Origin of the sequence: Nonomuraea fastidiosa (assembly GCF_042751225.1) — a bacterium.
Taxonomy (GTDB): Bacteria; Actinomycetota; Actinomycetes; order Streptosporangiales; family Streptosporangiaceae; genus Nonomuraea; species Nonomuraea fastidiosa.
Window position 1 is genome coordinate 5,176,806 of record NZ_CP170570.1, and the last position, 14,758, is coordinate 5,191,563.

A 14,758-nucleotide genomic window follows, 5' to 3' on the forward strand; every position below is an offset into this window, starting at 1 on the left:
CGAAATGTCGCGGAGTCACCTTTCTCGCAGTACCGGTCGGCAGGAAGGAACGGCTGTGCGCATCCCCCGCCCGATTGCCCGTCTGCTCGTCTCCGCGCTCCTCGTATTACCCATCGCGGCCTGTGGATCGGACTCCGAGCCGGCGGCCTCGTCCGACGAGATCAGGGTCGGTATCCTGCACTCGCTGAGCGGCACCATGGCGATCAGTGAGGTCACCGTACGCGATGCCGAGCTGCTCGCCATCGAGGAGATCAACAAGGCGGGCGGCGTGCTCGGCAAGAAGCTCGTCCCCATCGTGGAGGACGGCGCCTCCGACTGGCCCACCTTCGCCGAGAAGGCGACGAAGCTCATCAGGCAGGACAAGGTGGCGACCGTGTTCGGCGGGTGGACCTCGGCGAGCAGGAAGGCGATGCTGCCGGTCTTCGAGCGGTACAAGGCGCTGCTGTGGTACCCGGTGCAGTACGAGGGCCTGGAGAGCTCGCCGTACATCTTCTACACCGGCGCCACCACCAACCAGCAGATCATCCCCGGCCTCGACTACCTGAAGGAGCAGGGCAAGAAGAGGCTGTTCCTGGTGGGCAGCGACTACGTCTTCCCGCGCACCGCCAACAAGATCATCAAGGCGTACGCGGCCGCGAACGGCATGGAGATCCTCGGCGAGGAGTACACCCCGCTCGGCCACACCGAATACTCCACCCTCGTCAACAAGGTCGTGCAGGCCGAGCCCGACGCGGTGTTCAACACCCTCAACGGCGACAGCAACGTGGCCTTCTTCAAGCAGCTCAAGAGCGCGGGCGTCACCGCCGACACCATGCCGGTGCTGTCGGTGAGCGTCGCCGAGGAGGAGGTCACCGGCATCGGCGTGGACAACATCGCCGGCCATCCCGTCGCCTGGAACTACTACCAGACCACCGACACCCCCGAGAACGAGGCGTTCGTCAAGGCGTACAAGGCCAAGTACGGGCAGAACAAGGTCACCTCCGACCCGATGGAGGCCGGATACAACGCCGTCTACCTGTGGGCCGAGGCCGTCAAGAAGGCCGGTACGACCGAGGTGGAGGCGGTCAGGAAGGCCGCGCCCGGCATCTCGCTCGATCGCCCGGAAGGCAAGGTCACCATCGACGGCGAGAACCAGCACATGTACAAGACCGCCCGCATCGGCATCATCCAGCCGGACGGCCTGATCAAGCAGGTGTGGGACTCGGGCGAGCCGATCAAGCCGGATCCGTACCTCAAGGGCTACCCGTGGGCGGGCGGCCTGTCGGCGGGCCAGTGATGTCGGCGTTCGTCAACCAGCTCCCGATCGGGCTGTCGATCGGGGCGGTGCTGCTGCTCATCGCGCTCGGCCTGACGTTCACGTTCGGGCAGATGGGCGTGATCAACATGGCGCACGGCGAGTTCATCATGGCCGGTGCCTACACCGCGTTCCTCATCGGGGACCTGCTGCTCGCGCTGCCGGTCGCGTTCCTCGTGGCCGGGGTGATGGGGCTGATCCTGGAGCGGGCCGCGATCCGCCACTTCTACGGCAGGCCGCTGGACACGCTGCTGCTCACCTGGGGCGTCAGCCTGGTGCTGCAGCAGCTCGCCCGCGACCTGTTCGGCGCGCCCAACGTGCAGGTGCCCGCGCCGTCCTGGCTGTCGGGCGGCGTCGGCATCCTGCCCTACAACCGGCTGTTCATCATGGCGCTGGCGGTGGCCGGCGTGGTCGCGGTCTGGGTCTACCTGACGCGCACCGGGCTGGGCAGGCGGACGCAGGCCGTGGTGCAGAACCGGCAGCTCGCCGCCACCAGCGGCATCGACACCGGCCGGGTGGACATGCTGACGTTCTTCATCGGCTCGGGCCTGGCCGGGATCGCCGGGGTCGCGCTCACGCTGATCGGGCCGGTCGGGCCGGCGCTCGGCACGTACTACATCGTCGACGCCTTCCTCGTCGTCGTGGCCGGCGGGCTCGGTCAGCTCAGGGGCGCCGTGCTCGCCGCCGCCGGGCTGGGGCTGCTCAACTCCTACGCCGAGTTCTGGTCGGACGCCTCGCTGGCCAAGGTCATCGTGTTCGCCGTCGTCATCGCGTTCCTCCAGATCAGGCCGCAAGGGCTGTTCGTGCTCAGGTCGAGGGTGCTGACGTGATCAAGCGCAACCTTCCGTTCGCCGCCATCGCGGTCATCGCGCTCGTCGCCGCGCCGCTGCTGCTGGAGCCGTTCCGGCTCGGGCTGCTCGCCAAATACCTGTGCTACGCGATCGTCGCGCTCGGCATCGGGCTGGCCTGGGGACAGGGCGGCATGCTCACCCTCGGGCAGGGCGTCTTCTTCGGGCTCGGCGGCTACTCCATGGCGATGTACCTCAAGCTCACCGAGGCGGGGCCGGGCGGGCTGCCCGACTTCATGGTGTGGAGCGGGGGAGGAGCTGCCCGCGCTGTGGGCGCCGTTCGCCGACCCGGTCTTCGCGCTCAGCATGGCGATGCTCGCGCCGGTCGCGCTCGCGGTGCTGCTCGGCACGCTGGTCTTCCGTCAGCGCGTACGCGGCGCGTACTTCGCGATCCTCACCCAGGCGCTGGCCGCCGCCATGGTCATCCTGCTGGTCGGGCAGCAGGGCCTGACCGGCGGCACCAACGGCATGACGAACTTCTTCGAGCTGTTCGGCCAGGACCTCGCCGACGACTCCACCCAGCGCGGACTCTACCTGGTCGTCGCGGGCGTGCTCGGCGTGCTCTACCTGGCCACCAGGCAGCTCGTCAACAGCCGGTACGGCCGGCTGCTCGTCGCCGTACGCGACGGCGAGGACAGGGTCCGCTTCCTCGGCTACGACCCGGCCCTGGTCAAGACCGTCACCTTCGCCATCTCGGCGGGCATGGCGGGGCTGGCGGGCGCGCTGTTCGTCCCCGTCGTCGGCATCATCTCGCCCGCCCTGCTCGGCGTCGTGCCCTCGCTGGAGCTGGTCGTCGCGGTGGCCGTCGGCGGCCGGCACGCGCTCGCCGGGGCCGTGCTCGGCGCGGTCGTCATGGGCTACGCCAAGACCGCCTTCAGCGAGCAGTTCGCCGACGGCTGGCTCTACCTGCAAGGAGCGCTGTTCATCCTGGTCATGACGCTGGCCCCGAGAGGCATCGTGGGCCTGGCAGGGAGGCTGCGACGTGCTCGAACTACGTGACGTCCAGGTCGTGTTCGACGGTTTCCGCGCGCTCGACGGCGTGAACCTCACCGTGCCCGAGGGCGAGCTGCGCTTCCTCATCGGGCCGAACGGGGCGGGCAAGACCACGCTCATCGACGTGATCACGGGGCTGACCAAGCCCGCGGCCGGCACCGTACGCTTCGACGGCCACGACCTCGTCGGCAAGAAGGAGCACCAGATCGTCCGCATGGGCGTCGGCCGCACCTTCCAGACGTCGGTGGTGTTCGAGGCGCTCACCGTGCTGGAGAACCTCGACCTCGCCGCCACCTTCCGCAAGCCGCTGTGGTCGCTGGCGAGAAAGCGCTCGGGCGTCTCGGAGGCCGTCGAGGAGGCGCTGGCCAGGACGGGTCTCGAAGAGCTCGCCGGACGTTCAGCGGGCGTTCTCTCGCACGGCCAGCGCCAGTGGCTGGAGATCGGCATGCTGCTGGCGCAGCGGCCCCGGCTGCTGCTCCTGGACGAGCCGGTCGCCGGCATGTCCAAGGACGAACGCGAACGCACCGGCGAGCTGCTCATGCAGATCGCCGACGACCACACGGTGATCGTGGTCGAGCACGACATGGAGTTCCTGCGGCGGCACGCCTCGACGGTGACCGTCCTGCACGAGGGCAAGGTCCTGGTGGAGGGATCGGTCGAGCAGGTCAGCGGCGACCCCCGCGTGCAGGAGGTCTACCTGGGAAGGAGGACCAGCGATGCTGTCGGTAACCGGCCTTGAGTCGGGCTACGGGCGGGCACGCGTGCTGTTCGGGGTCTCGGTCGAGGTCGGTCCCGGCGAGCTCGTGTGCGTCATGGGACGCAACGGCGTGGGCAAGACCACGCTGCTCAACACCGTCATGGGGGTGCTGCCCGCGACCGCGGGCACGGTGACGTTCGACGGCCGCGACGTCACCAGGCTCAAGCCGCACGAGCGCGTACGCCTCGGCATGGGCTACGTCCCCCAGGGCCACCAGTGCTTCCCGCAACTGTCGGTGCTGGGGAACCTGCTGGTCACCGTCGAAGCCGCGAAGCAGCCGCGCTCGGCCGTGGACGAGGCGCTCGACCTCTTCCCCGCCCTGCGGCCGCTGCTCAAGCGCAGCGCCGGGCACCTGTCCGGCGGCCAGCAGCAGCAGCTCGCCATGGCCCGCGCGCTGGTGACCAGGCCGCGCATGCTCATCCTCGACGAGCCGACCGAGGGCATCCAGCCGTCGATCATCCTGGAGATCGAGGCGGCCATCGAGCGGCTGCACGCCTCAGGGCTGGCCGTGCTGCTGGTCGAGCAGTACCTGGACATCGCGCTGCGGCTGGCCGACCGGTTCGTGATCCTCGACGGAGGGCACGTCGTGCGCACCGGGACGGCCGAGGAGCTGCACAGGGAGGACGTGCAGCGGCTGCTCGCCGTCTGAGCCGCAGTCAGCCGGAAGGGGGACGCGGCGGCTGCTCGCGATGTGAGCCCTGCCGACTGCGTTCAGCGGCGTGCGGTCCCGGCCAGCAGGGCGCGGGCGTTGGCGGCGCCCCGCTGGTCGCCGGTCTCCTCGAACACCTCCAGCGCCGCACCGGCCAGCTCGGCGGCCAGCTCGGCCGCGCCCTCCGCCCGGTTCACCCGGGCCAGCGCCAGCAGGGCGTGGGCGTCGAGCAGCCGGTCGCCGAGGCGTACGGCGATGCCCCTGGCCTGCTCGGCGGCGGCCCGCGCGGCGGGTTTGGCGGCCTGCGCGAGGCGCACCGTGGACAGGTCGATCAGCGTGTCGGCCTGCCGGTGCCGGTCGCCCAGCCTGGCCAGCCCCTCGACGGCGGCGAGCAGATGCCCGGCGGCCTCGTCGAGGCGGCCCGCGCGGCGCAGCACCTCGCCGAGCACCCGGTCGGCGTCGGCCTCGTCCCGCAGGCCCGCGGCGGCCGCCCGGCACTGCCGCAGCGCCTGCTCGGCCGCCTCCAGCCGGCCCAGCTCCAGGTGGACGCGGCCCAGCCGGAGCCGCACCCGGTTCGCGTCGCGGGCCAGGCCGTGCCGCAGGCACGACTCGAGGGCCGGGCGCAGCGCCTCCTCCGCGCGGTCCCACCGCCGCTCGGCCAGGTGCAGATCGCCCAGGTCGAGCAGGACGAGCGCCGCCCCATGGTCATCGCCCGCCCGCCGCGCCGAGGCCAGCGCGGGCCCGGTCACCGCCCGCCAGTCGTCCAGGAACCGGTGCCGCTCCAGGAACGGCGCCAGCAGGTGGGCGAGCCGCCAGCACTCGTCGTCGAGGCCCGCCGCGTGCAGGTCGGCGACCAGGCTGACCAGGAAGCCGCGCTCGGCCGCCAGCCACTCCACCGACTCCCTGATGTCGCGCGTCGCCACCACCGTGCCGGGGTCGTCCGACACCAGCGAGAACCGCGACGCCTGCACCCGCGCGAGCACCACCGACGCCACCTTCGCCGGCACGCCGGGCACCGGATGCTCGCGGGCGAACAGCCGGGTCAGATCGTGCATCCGATAGCGGACCTGGCCCGCGACGTCCACCCCGCACGTCTCCAGCAGCCCCGCGTCCACCAGCGCCTCCGCCTGCCCGCCGAGCAGGTCGGTCACCCAGTCGGCGACGTCGGGCGCGGACAGCGCGCCGAGCCCGCGCAGCGTCAGCCTGGCCGGCTCGGGCAGGCCGTCGAAGCCGATCGCGAGCACGCTGCGCACGGCCTGGTCGCCCGCGTGCAGCCGGTCGAGCCGCTCCTGCTCGTCCTCCAGCAGCCGCACCAGGTAGCCGACCGTCCACTCGGGGCGGGCGGCCAGCCGCGAGGCGGCGATGCGCAGCGCCAGCGGCAGCCCGCCGCACAGCCGCGCCAGCCGCAGCCACGCCTCCCCGCCGTCATGCTCGCCGCCCCGGTCCGCGTCCCGGCCCGAGCCGGTGACCAGCAGCTCGAGCGCCTCCTTCTCGGCCAGCACGCCGACCGACAGCCGCCGCGCCTCGGTCAGGCCGCCGAGCGGGGAACGGCTGGTCACGACCGTCGGGCAGGCCGACAGCAGCGGCCGCACCTGCGCCTCGCCCGCCGCGTTGTCGAGCAGCACCAGCAGCGACCGGTTCGCCGCGTACGTGCGAAACAGCCGCACCCGCTGCTCCAGCGTGGCCGGGATGGCCTGCGCAGGGCAGCCCAGCCAGCGCAGGAAGTCTTCGAGCACGGCGGCCGGGGCCGTGGTCTCGCGCAGGTCGGCGTACAGGATGCCGTCGGGGAAGTCCGCGCGCCGCCGCCAGGCCGCGTGCACGGCCAGCGCCGACTTGCCCGCGCCCGCCTGCCCGTGCACCACCACCTGGCCGCCGATCACCCGGTCGAGCAGGTCGGCGCGCCCGACGAAGCCGCTCACGTCGGGCGGCAGCAGCACCGGCGGGCCGGCCGACACGTGCAAGGACGCGTCGTCGTGCAGCATCCGGTGGTAGAGGAGCTGCAGCTCGGGGTCGGGCTCGATGGCGTGGCCGCCGTCGAGCTGGTCGCGCAGCACCGCGTACGCCGCCAGCGCCTCCACCCGGCGCCCGCTGCGGTAGAGGGCCAGCATGTACTGGCCGCGGAAGCGCTGCCACGTCGGATGCCGCTTGACGAGCTGCTTCAGCTCGGCCAGCAGCTCGCGGTGACGCCCGGCGTCGAGGTCGGCCTGCACCCGGCGCTCCAGCGCGAGCAGCCGCAGCTCCTCCAGCTCCTCGCGCAGCCGCCGCGTCTCGGCCCACCGCGTGCCCTCGGGATCGACGTCCTCCAGCACCTCGCCGCGCCACAGCGCCAGCGCCTCCTCGTTGGCGCCCCGATCGACCAGCAGCCGGAACCTGTCCACGTCGAGCAGGCCGTCGCCCAGCGCGAGGGCGTACGAGCCGGACACGGTGGTGATCACGTCCTTGCCGAGCAGCCGGCGCAGCTCGCCGACGTAGCCCCGGACCAGGGAGTCGGAGCGGTCACCGCCCTCGCTCGCCCATAACAGCCTGCGCAGCCGCTCGACCGTCAGCGGACGGCCCGCGTGCAGCAGGAACAAGGCGAGCAGGTCGCGGTGCTTGGGCACCGTCGGGGTGCGGTCGCGGCCCTCGGCGTCGAGCACCGCGAGCGGCCCCATGATGCGGAACTGCATGCGCCCCTTCATGGCCGGCGTCACGCGACCCAGGCGGTGGCCATGCGGACGATCTCCTCCAGATGCCCGCTGTGCGCGCCGTGCCAGTAGACCTGGCCGCACGACTCGCAGCGGCCGTAGGCGTCGTAGGAGCGCCGGGTGCCCGCCTCCAGCTCCGGCTCCACCTCGTCCTTGGACACCGGCGCCAGCACGCCGTTGCAGGCGGTGCAGCGCGTCCACGGGCGCAGCGGCGGCGCGAAGCGCTGGAGCAGGTCACGGAGCTGGTCGGACGGGGCCGAGCCGCGGACGTACGCGCCCAGCCACAGCGCGCGGCGGCGCAGCAGGCCGCGGTCCTGGGTGAGTAGCACCCGCCGCTCCTCGTTGGCCTGCACCACCAGCTCGGGGTCGTCCATGTCGTTGTGGTACGCGGCGTCGATGCCGAGCAGCCGCAGCCGCCGCGCCAGCGTGCCCAGGTGCACATCGAGCAGGAACCGCGGCTCCTCGGGCAGCGGCTGCGGGCGCGGCACCGGGTGCACCTCCACGACGTCGCCGGGCGCGAGCAGGTGGGACGGCGGCACCTGCCGGCCGTCCGCGAGCATCGGCCCCACCTCGGTGAGCGGCACTCCCAGCGACTCGACGTGGTGTCCGAGCGTGGCGGTGCCGTCGGGGGTGACCTCCTGCCACTCCTGTCGGCGATTGGCGGGCAGGAACATCTGCAGCTCTGGGGTGATGCGCAGGCGTGCGGTCGTCACCCGTCCATTCTCCGCCACCGGATAGCGTGAAATCATGCCCGTTTCCCGGCGTTCTTTCCTCGGTCTCGCCCTGCTTTCCGCAGGAGTGGCCGCGGGCTGTTCCGGCGGCGGCCCGGGGCTTCCCGAGTTGCGGCTGGCCACGGGGCTCGCGGGCGGCCCCTACGGGGCGCTCGGCGACCGGCTCGCCGAGGAGCTACGGCGCGAAGGGCAGCCCGTGCGGGTGCTGCGCACGGCCGCCAGCGTGGAGAACCTCACGATGATGACCGACGGGCGGGCCGATGTGGGGTTCGCGCTGGCCGACAGCGCCGACGACGCCGTCCGCGTACGCCGCAGGCCCGTCTCCGCGCTGGCCAGGATGTACATGAACTACGTGCACCTCGTCGTCGCCAAGGACTCCGCGATCACCTCGCTCGGCGGGCTGGCCGGGCGGCCGGTGTCCATCGGGCTCTACGGGTCGGGCACGGCCGTCACCGCCGCCCGCGTGCTGTCCGTCGCCGGGCTGAAGCGCTCGCCCGAGGTCTCCCGGCTCGGCCTCGAACCGTCCATCGAGGCGCTGCGCGAGGGGCGCATCGAGGCGTTCTTCTGGTCGGGCGGGGTGCCCACGCCCGCCCTTGAGGCGCTGCCCGACATCCGGCTCGTGCCGCTCGAACCGCTGGTGCCGGAGCTGCGGCGGCGCTACGGGCCGGTGTACGAGCACGCGTCCGTCCCGGCCGGCGCGTACGGGGGCGTCAGGGCGGTGCCGACCGTGGGCACGCCCAGCTACCTGATGTGCCGGAACTCGCTGCCGGACGACACGGCGTACATGATCACTGAGACGCTGTTCGCGGCCCGCGACCGGCTCCAGGCGCCGTCCGCGCCCGGCGGGCGGCTGGACAAGCGCTACGCCATCGGCACCGGCGTCGTGAGCCTGCACCCGGGCGCGGCCCGCTACTACCGCTCCGTCTACGGCTAGAGCTTCTTTGCGGGGCTACGGCTCGGGGAGGCGGACTTCGACCACCAGGCCGTGCGGGTCGGCGGGCAGCAGGCGCAGCGTGGCACCGCACGCCCTGGCCAGCTCGGCCGCGATGGCCAGCCCCAGGCCGCTGCCCGGCACGTTCTCGTGCGAGCTGGAGCGCCAGAAGCGTCCCGGCGCCTCCTCCCGCTCCTCGTCGCTGAGCCCGGGGCCGTCGTCGGCGACCCGCAGCACCCTGTCGGACAGGGAGACGGTGACCGTGCCGCCCGCGGGCACGAACTTCTGGGCGTTGTCGAGCGCGATGTCGGCGATCCTGGCCGCCGCCTCCGGCACCACCGTCCCCTCGGGGATCTCGGTCCGCAGAGTCAGGTCCTTGGCCGCGTACACCTCGCGCCACGTCCCCATCCGCGGCGCCAGCTCGACCTCCTTGCCACCGGCCCCCGCGCCCGCCTCCACCTTGGCCAGCGCGAGCAGGTCCTCCACCAGCAGCGCCAGCCGGTCGAGCTCCGCCATCGCCTCCTCGTACTCGGCCGTGCCCTCGCGGCGCAGATGCGGCTCCAGGTTCTCCAGCCGCAGCCCGAGCACCGTGAGCGGGGTGCGCAGCTCGTGGGAGGCGTCGGCCACGAACGCCCGCTGCCGCTCCATCGCGGCGGAGACCGCGTCGGCCATCGCGTTGAACCGCTCCTCAAGCCGCCGCAGCTCGGAGGGGCCGCCGCCGGGATGGGCCCGCGCGTCCAGCCTCCCCTGGGCGATCGCCTGCGTGGTGCGGTCGAGCTCGGTGACCGGCCGCAGGATCCAGCGGGCCAGTCGCCTGGCCGCGAGCACCGCGTACGCCAGCGAGACCAGCGTGCCGAGCGCCAGCGCGCCCCACACCAGCGTCACGTCCCTGCGCGCCTGCTCCGCCGGCGCCTGAAGCAGCACCACGCCCGACAGCTGCGCGTCGCGGCCCGCCGGCTCGGCCAGCAGCACCGTGTCGGGGCTGAACGGGTTGATCGTCGGCAGCTCCTCCGTCGTGCGTCCCGACAGCGCGAGGCGCAGCGCGTCGCCGTCGTCGGCGGTGAAGTCGCCCGCGGTCAGCAGGATCGCACCGTCCCTGTCGCGGATGCGCACGGCCGCGCCGTAAAGGGAGGCGTAGCGGTCCACCTCCGAGATCAGGCCCGTGTAGTCGTCCTCACGGGCCGCCTGATCGGCCAGCTCCGCGAAGCGGGTGGCGTCGGCGCGGCGGTCCAGCAGCAGCCGGTTCGTACGGTGTGAGGCATAGGCCAGGCCGAGCGGCACCGCCAGCGCCGCCACCAGGAACACGATCAGCGTCGTGAACGTGCCGACCAGCCTGGCGTTCACGCCGTCGAGCCCAGCCGGTATCCCGTCCCGCGCAGCGTCTCCACCAGGCCGGGCCGGCCCGTCTTCGCGCGCAGGTTCGCCACGTGCACATCCAGCGAGCGCGACGCCGACAGCAGCGGGTCGCCCCAGATCTCGTCCAGGATCTCCTCCCGGCCGCGCACCACGCCCGGCTCGCGCGCCAGCATCGCCAGCAGGTCGAACTCGCGCCGCGTCAGCGTCACCGGCTCACCCGCCACCGTGACCTGCCTGGCCTCCAGGTCGATGCGCACGTCGCCGACCTGGACCACCTGGTCGCGCGGCGGGCGCGGGCGCGTGCCCCGCCGCACCACCGCCTCCATGCGGGCCATCAGCTCCGTCGTACGGAACGGCTTGACCAGGTAGTCGTCGGCCCCCGAGCGCAGGCCGCGCAGCACCTCGCGCTCCTCCGTACGGGCCGTCACCACGATCAGCGGCACCGCCGAGACCCGCCGCAGCCTGCGCAAAACGTCGAGCCCGTCCATGTCGGGCAGCCCCAGGTCGAGCAGCACGAAGTCGACGCCCCCCGCCAGGCGGAGGGCGTCGACGGCCAGCGCCGCCCGGATGACCTGATGGCCGTGCCGGGCGAGCGCCGTGGTGAGCGCGGAGGCGAGCCGATCGTCGTCCTCCACCAGGAGAACCCGCATGTCGCCAGGTTAGACGCGGGCGGGCACCGTTTCCGCCGCCGCCTCGGCCCTGGACAGCGCCACGTCCTTGGTCTCGCGCATGAACAGGTAGACCACGAGGGACACCGCCGCGCAGCCGGAGACGTACCAGTAGAAGCCGGACTCGATGCCGCTGTTCTTGAACCACAGCGCCACGTACTCGGCGGTGCCGCCGAACAGGGCGTTCGCGATGGCGTACGGCAGCGCCACGCCCAGCGCGCGCACGTGCGTCGGGAACAGCTCGGCCTTCACCACCGCGTTGATCGAGGTGTAGCCGGTGACGATGATCAGGCCGATCAGCGACAGCACGAGCGCGCCGCCGAACCCGCTCACCTGGCCGAGCGCCGTCATCAGCGGCACCGTCCCGATCATCGAGCCCAGGCCGAACGTGATCAGCAGCGGCCTGCGCCCGATCCGGTCCGACAGCGATCCGGCGACCGGCTGCAGGCACGCGAAGACGAGCAGCGCGCAGAAGCTCACCAGCGTCGCCGTCTCCTTCGGCAGGCCCGCCGTGTTCGACAGGTACTTGGTGAGGTACGTCGTGTACGTGTAGTACGCGACCGTGCCGCCCATCGTCAGCGCGATGACCAGCAGCGCCTCCTTCTTGTGCGTCAGGAGCTGGGCGATCGTGCCCCGGCGGGCGGGCGCCGCCTCGCGCTGCTCCTCGTCGTACGCCTCCGTCTCCAGCAGGTTACGCCGCAGGTAGAACACCACCGCGGCGGCCACCGCGCCCACCACGAACGGGATGCGCCAGCCGTAGGAGTCGAGCGCCTCCTTCGACATCGTGTTCTGCAGGATGATCTGCAGGCCGAGGCCGACGAGCTGGCCCGCGGTCATCGACACGTACTGGAAGCTCGACGCCATGCCGCGCCGGCCCTGCGGGGTGGCCTCGGTCAGGTACGTGGCGCTGGCGGCGTACTCGCCGCCCACCGACAGGCCCTGTAGCAGCCGCGCCACCACCAGCACCAGCGCGCCGAAGTAGCCGACCGCGTCGTACGTGGGCGCGACGGCGATCAGCAGCGCGCTCGCCGACATCAGCGTGACGGTGAGCGTGAGCGCCGCCTTGCGGCCTTTCCTGTCGGCGTAACGGCCCAGCAGCCAGCCGCCGAGCGGGCGCATGAAGAACCCGACGGCGAAGATGGCGGCCGTGTTGAGCAGCTTGGCGGTGTTGTCGCCCTCGGGGAAGAAGGAGGCGGCGAAGTAGACGGCGAAGCTGCTGTAGACGAACCAGTCGTACCACTCGACGAGATTGCCGACGGATCCGCCGACCACGGCCTTCCACGGCACGCGTGCCTTGCTCACGTAGATACCTCCTGGAGGGCTCTGGGGGGAGTAGGTGCTGGCCAGAGCCTCGCGTCAGAAGGTTGTTCGGACAAGACGCGGGGCGTCAGATCTAACGTGCGCTTAACGTGAGTTCTTACCTGGGCTTAACCCGGCCGCAACGCCGCCGTGGTGCCCGCGTCAGCGCAGCGGCGGGTTCGCGTTCTTCGCCATCTCCAGCCCCAGCACGTCCCACCACTGGCCGGCGGGCGGCGACACCACGCCGCGCTCGGGGTCCTTCTCGCCGTCCGTGCCGCGCCTGCACCGGCCGCCCGACACGCCCGGCCTGGCGATCCACAGGTAGGCGTCCACCAGCTCCTCGCCCGTCTCCGTGGTCGGGCGCGGGCCCACGCCCCTGCCCGGCGGGTTGCACCACGTCTGCGGGTCCTTGTAGTGCTTGTCCGGCACCCAGGCGCCCTGGCCGTTCCTGCTGGTGTCCACCACGAAGTGCGGCATGTCGGCCGGGTCCACGTCGACGTCCTTCGGGCAGCCGCCGCCGCCCTTCTTGACGCGCGCGGCGATGCAGGCCGACAGCTCCTTGCCGTACTCGACGCTCTTGTCCGTGGCGTGGAAGCCGGTGACGTTGAGGAAGAACCCGTCGGCCTTGTCGATGCCCGCCTCGATCAGCCGCTCGGCCATCACCTCCGCGCCCGGCCAGTAGACCTGGCTGCCGTCCAGGTAGACGGCCGTGCTCGGATTGGACTTGAGCGTGGTCACGGCGTCGCGCAGCGCGCGGTAACGCTCATCGGGGGAGCCGCCGGGGTCGCAGCCCTTGATGCCGGGGACGCGAGCCAGGCTGTCCGGCTCCAGGATCACCACGGCCTTGGCCGGGCCGATCGTCCGGGCGATGCCCTCGATCCACTGCTGGTAGCGCTCCATCTCGCCCGGGCCCGGCTTGCTGCAGTCGCCGCCCGGCAGGTTGCTCACCAGGAACACCGGGACCGCGCCCGCCTGCGCGGCCGCCGCGATGGACTCCTCCACCTTCGGCCTGACCTCCGGCTGGGCGAGCCGGATGGCGTGGGGGACCGCGGCCAGCAGCTCCATCAGCTTGGCGTCCTCAGGGCGGTCCTTGCGCCATGCCTCGGCCTGGTCGCGCGCGCCCGGCTCCTTCGGCGAGTAGAAGCCGACGGAGCCGGCGGCGCGTAACGGGTTGCCCGGTTCGGCGTTCGTGTTCGCCGGCGTGGTCGTGGCGCTGCTCGTGGCGCCGTTCGTGGCCGTGCCCGTGGCGCTGCTCGCGGCCGTGTTCTTCGTGGACGTCGCCGCGCCCGGCGTCGTGCCCGTGGCGGCCGTTCCGGTGGGTGTCTGGCTCGTGTCGCCGCTCAGTCCTCGCACCACGAGCGTCGTGGCGAGCGCGGCCACCGCCACGGCCACGGCGGAGCCCGCCGCCACCCACCTCCGCCGTCCCGTGGGTTCCGTGACCTCCCCGCTGCCTGTGGGGGCTCCCTCGTGGAGGGGAGGACGCGGCCGGCCGCCCATGCCGCCCGCCCCGCTCGGACCGGTCATCGGCGAAGCACCGCCCGCACTCTGAGGACCGGACGCTCCGCCGACGCCGGGCGGGATGGACGCGCCGCTCGGGCCGGTGGCGGGAGCGGTGTCAGGCGGGATGGAGCCGGTGCCGGGCGGGTTCGGCGGGCCGCTTGCGCCGGGGAGGCCGGGGATGCTGATCGCGCCGCCGGACGCGTCCGCGCTCAGGCGGTCCAAGAGGTCCTGGGCGGTGGGCCGGTGCGTCGGGTTCTTGGACATGGCGGCGGCCACCAGCTCGCGCAGCGGGCCGGAGAGCCCGGACAGCTCCGGCTGCTCGTTCACGACCCGCACGAGCACGTTCGGCACCGGGCCCGTGCCGAACGGCGGGACGCCGCTCGCGGCGAAGGCGACCGTGGACCCCCAGGAGAAGATGTCCGACGCGGGCCCGACGGTGACGCCCGACACCTGCTCGGGCGACATGTACGACGGCGTCCCCACGATGGCGCTGCTCACCTCGGCGTCCATGAGCTGCGCGATGCCGAAGTCGATCACCTTGGGGCCGACCTGCGACAGCAGCACGTTCGACGGCTTGAGATCGCGGTGCACGACCCCGGCCCCGTGGATGGCGCGCAGGGCCATCGCCATCGCGGCGGCGAGCCCGTCGAGCGCGGATCCCTTGAGCGGCCCCGACTCCTTCACGGCCGCGCCCAGGCTGGGGCCTTCGACGTATTCGGTGACGAGGTACGCCACCTCGCCGGTGACGTCGGCGTCGAGCACGGGCGCGGTGCAGAACCTGGCCACCCGCTGCGCGGCCGCCACCTCGCGGGCGAACCTGCGCCGGAAGTCGGGCTGCGCGTCCATCCTGGCGTGGATGACCTTGACCGCGACCCGGACGCCGTCGGGGCCCTGGCCGAGGTAGACGACCCCCATACCGCCCTCGCCGAGCCTGCCCACCAGGGTGTACGGCCCCACCTGCCGCGGATCTCCGCTTCGCAGCGACTCCAAGGTCATAATGCGTCAGACTAGCCCCGGCACGACGGCCGGGGCCATGCCCTTCGCGATC

At 72.5% G+C, this 14,758-nt stretch carries 12 protein-coding genes; 6 read left to right on the plus strand and 6 right to left on the minus strand.

The genetic code is table 11. The annotated features are described in order from the left end of the window. Positions 1-4: 4 nt before the first annotated feature. The 5 genes from urtA to urtE all read left to right on the plus strand — a co-directional run bounded on the left by urtA (position 5) and on the right by urtE (position 4,541). Positions 5-1,276, plus strand: a complete 1,272-nt coding sequence (urtA, locus tag ACFMQL_RS24110) for an urea ABC transporter substrate-binding protein (RefSeq protein ID WP_378787119.1) — start codon at positions 5-7, stop codon at positions 1,274-1,276. Continuing rightward, a complete protein-coding gene (gene urtB, locus ACFMQL_RS24115) occupies positions 1,276-2,124 on the plus strand; it encodes an urea ABC transporter permease subunit UrtB (protein WP_364056978.1) in 849 nt (282 codons plus the stop codon). The genes urtA and urtB overlap by 1 nt, the downstream gene beginning before the upstream one ends. Before the next feature lie 324 nt (positions 2,125-2,448). Further along, positions 2,449-3,141, plus strand: a complete 693-nt coding sequence (locus ACFMQL_RS24120; protein ID WP_378787120.1) for a hypothetical protein — start codon at positions 2,449-2,451, stop codon at positions 3,139-3,141. Beyond that, positions 3,125-3,874, plus strand: a complete 750-nt coding sequence (gene urtD / locus ACFMQL_RS24125; protein ID WP_364056972.1) for an urea ABC transporter ATP-binding protein UrtD — start codon at positions 3,125-3,127, stop codon at positions 3,872-3,874. The genes ACFMQL_RS24120 and urtD overlap by 17 nt, the downstream gene beginning before the upstream one ends. Beyond that, entirely contained in the window at positions 3,852-4,541 is a 690-nt protein-coding gene (urtE, locus tag ACFMQL_RS24130; protein WP_364056969.1) for an urea ABC transporter ATP-binding subunit UrtE, read from the plus strand. Before urtD ends, urtE begins: the two co-directional genes overlap by 23 nt. A gap of 62 nt (positions 4,542-4,603) precedes the next feature. Here the strand turns inward: urtE and ACFMQL_RS24135 are convergent, their stop codons facing one another. Both ACFMQL_RS24135 and ACFMQL_RS24140 read right to left on the minus strand, forming a co-directional pair. Further along, positions 4,604-7,207 carry a BTAD domain-containing putative transcriptional regulator gene (locus ACFMQL_RS24135; protein ID WP_364056966.1) on the minus strand — a complete coding sequence of 868 codons (2,604 nt, stop codon included), beginning with the start codon at positions 7,205-7,207 and terminating at the stop codon, positions 4,604-4,606. A 20-nt stretch (positions 7,208-7,227) separates the two neighbouring features. Continuing rightward, positions 7,228-7,974, minus strand: coding sequence for a Mut7-C RNAse domain-containing protein (locus tag ACFMQL_RS24140; protein WP_378787122.1), 747 nt, complete (start codon positions 7,972-7,974; stop codon positions 7,228-7,230). On the opposite strand from ACFMQL_RS24140, the gene ACFMQL_RS24145 reads away from it, so the two are divergent. Further along, positions 7,973-8,890 (plus strand): TAXI family TRAP transporter solute-binding subunit, encoded by a 918-nt coding sequence (locus tag ACFMQL_RS24145; protein WP_364056960.1) that lies wholly within the window; start codon positions 7,973-7,975, stop codon positions 8,888-8,890. The genes ACFMQL_RS24140 and ACFMQL_RS24145 overlap by 2 nt on opposite strands. Positions 8,891-8,905: 15 nt before the next feature. Here the strand turns inward: ACFMQL_RS24145 and ACFMQL_RS24150 are convergent, their stop codons facing one another. From ACFMQL_RS24150 to ACFMQL_RS24165, 4 genes are all read right to left on the minus strand, one after another. Next, positions 8,906-10,231: a HAMP domain-containing sensor histidine kinase gene (locus tag ACFMQL_RS24150; RefSeq protein ID WP_364056957.1), complete on the minus strand. Its 1,326-nt coding sequence runs from the start codon at positions 10,229-10,231 to the stop codon at positions 8,906-8,908. After that, positions 10,228-10,893 carry a response regulator transcription factor gene (locus ACFMQL_RS24155; protein ID WP_378787124.1) on the minus strand — a complete coding sequence of 222 codons (666 nt, stop codon included), beginning with the start codon at positions 10,891-10,893 and terminating at the stop codon, positions 10,228-10,230. Before ACFMQL_RS24155 ends, ACFMQL_RS24150 begins: the two co-directional genes overlap by 4 nt. A gap of 9 nt (positions 10,894-10,902) precedes the next feature. Beyond that, positions 10,903-12,213: an MFS transporter gene (locus tag ACFMQL_RS24160; protein WP_378787125.1), complete on the minus strand. Its 1,311-nt coding sequence runs from the start codon at positions 12,211-12,213 to the stop codon at positions 10,903-10,905. A 159-nt stretch (positions 12,214-12,372) separates the two neighbouring features. Continuing rightward, entirely contained in the window at positions 12,373-14,706 is a 2,334-nt protein-coding gene (locus ACFMQL_RS24165; RefSeq protein ID WP_378787126.1) for a glycoside hydrolase family 6 protein, read from the minus strand. Positions 14,707-14,758: the final 52 nt, after the last annotated feature.

Bases quoted from the DNA above. Each gene is read 5' to 3' on its own strand.
- urtA (WP_378787119.1), top strand. From the start codon at position 5: ATGTCGCGGAGTCACCTTTCTCGCAGTACCGGTCGGCAGGAAGGAACG.
- urtB (WP_364056978.1), top strand. From the start codon at position 1,276: ATGTCGGCGTTCGTCAACCAGCTCCCGATCGGGCTGTCGATCGGGGCG.
- ACFMQL_RS24120 (WP_378787120.1), top strand. From the start codon at position 2,449: ATGGCGATGCTCGCGCCGGTCGCGCTCGCGGTGCTGCTCGGCACGCTG.
- urtE (WP_364056969.1), top strand. From the start codon at position 3,852: ATGCTGTCGGTAACCGGCCTTGAGTCGGGCTACGGGCGGGCACGCGTG.
- ACFMQL_RS24135 (WP_364056966.1), bottom strand. From the start codon at position 7,207: ATGCAGTTCCGCATCATGGGGCCGCTCGCGGTGCTCGACGCCGAGGGC.
- ACFMQL_RS24145 (WP_364056960.1), top strand. From the start codon at position 7,973: ATGCCCGTTTCCCGGCGTTCTTTCCTCGGTCTCGCCCTGCTTTCCGCA.
- ACFMQL_RS24140 (WP_378787122.1), bottom strand. From the start codon at position 7,974: ATGATTTCACGCTATCCGGTGGCGGAGAATGGACGGGTGACGACCGCA.
- ACFMQL_RS24155 (WP_378787124.1), bottom strand. From the start codon at position 10,893: ATGCGGGTTCTCCTGGTGGAGGACGACGATCGGCTCGCCTCCGCGCTC.
- ACFMQL_RS24165 (WP_378787126.1), bottom strand. From the start codon at position 14,706: ATGACCTTGGAGTCGCTGCGAAGCGGAGATCCGCGGCAGGTGGGGCCG.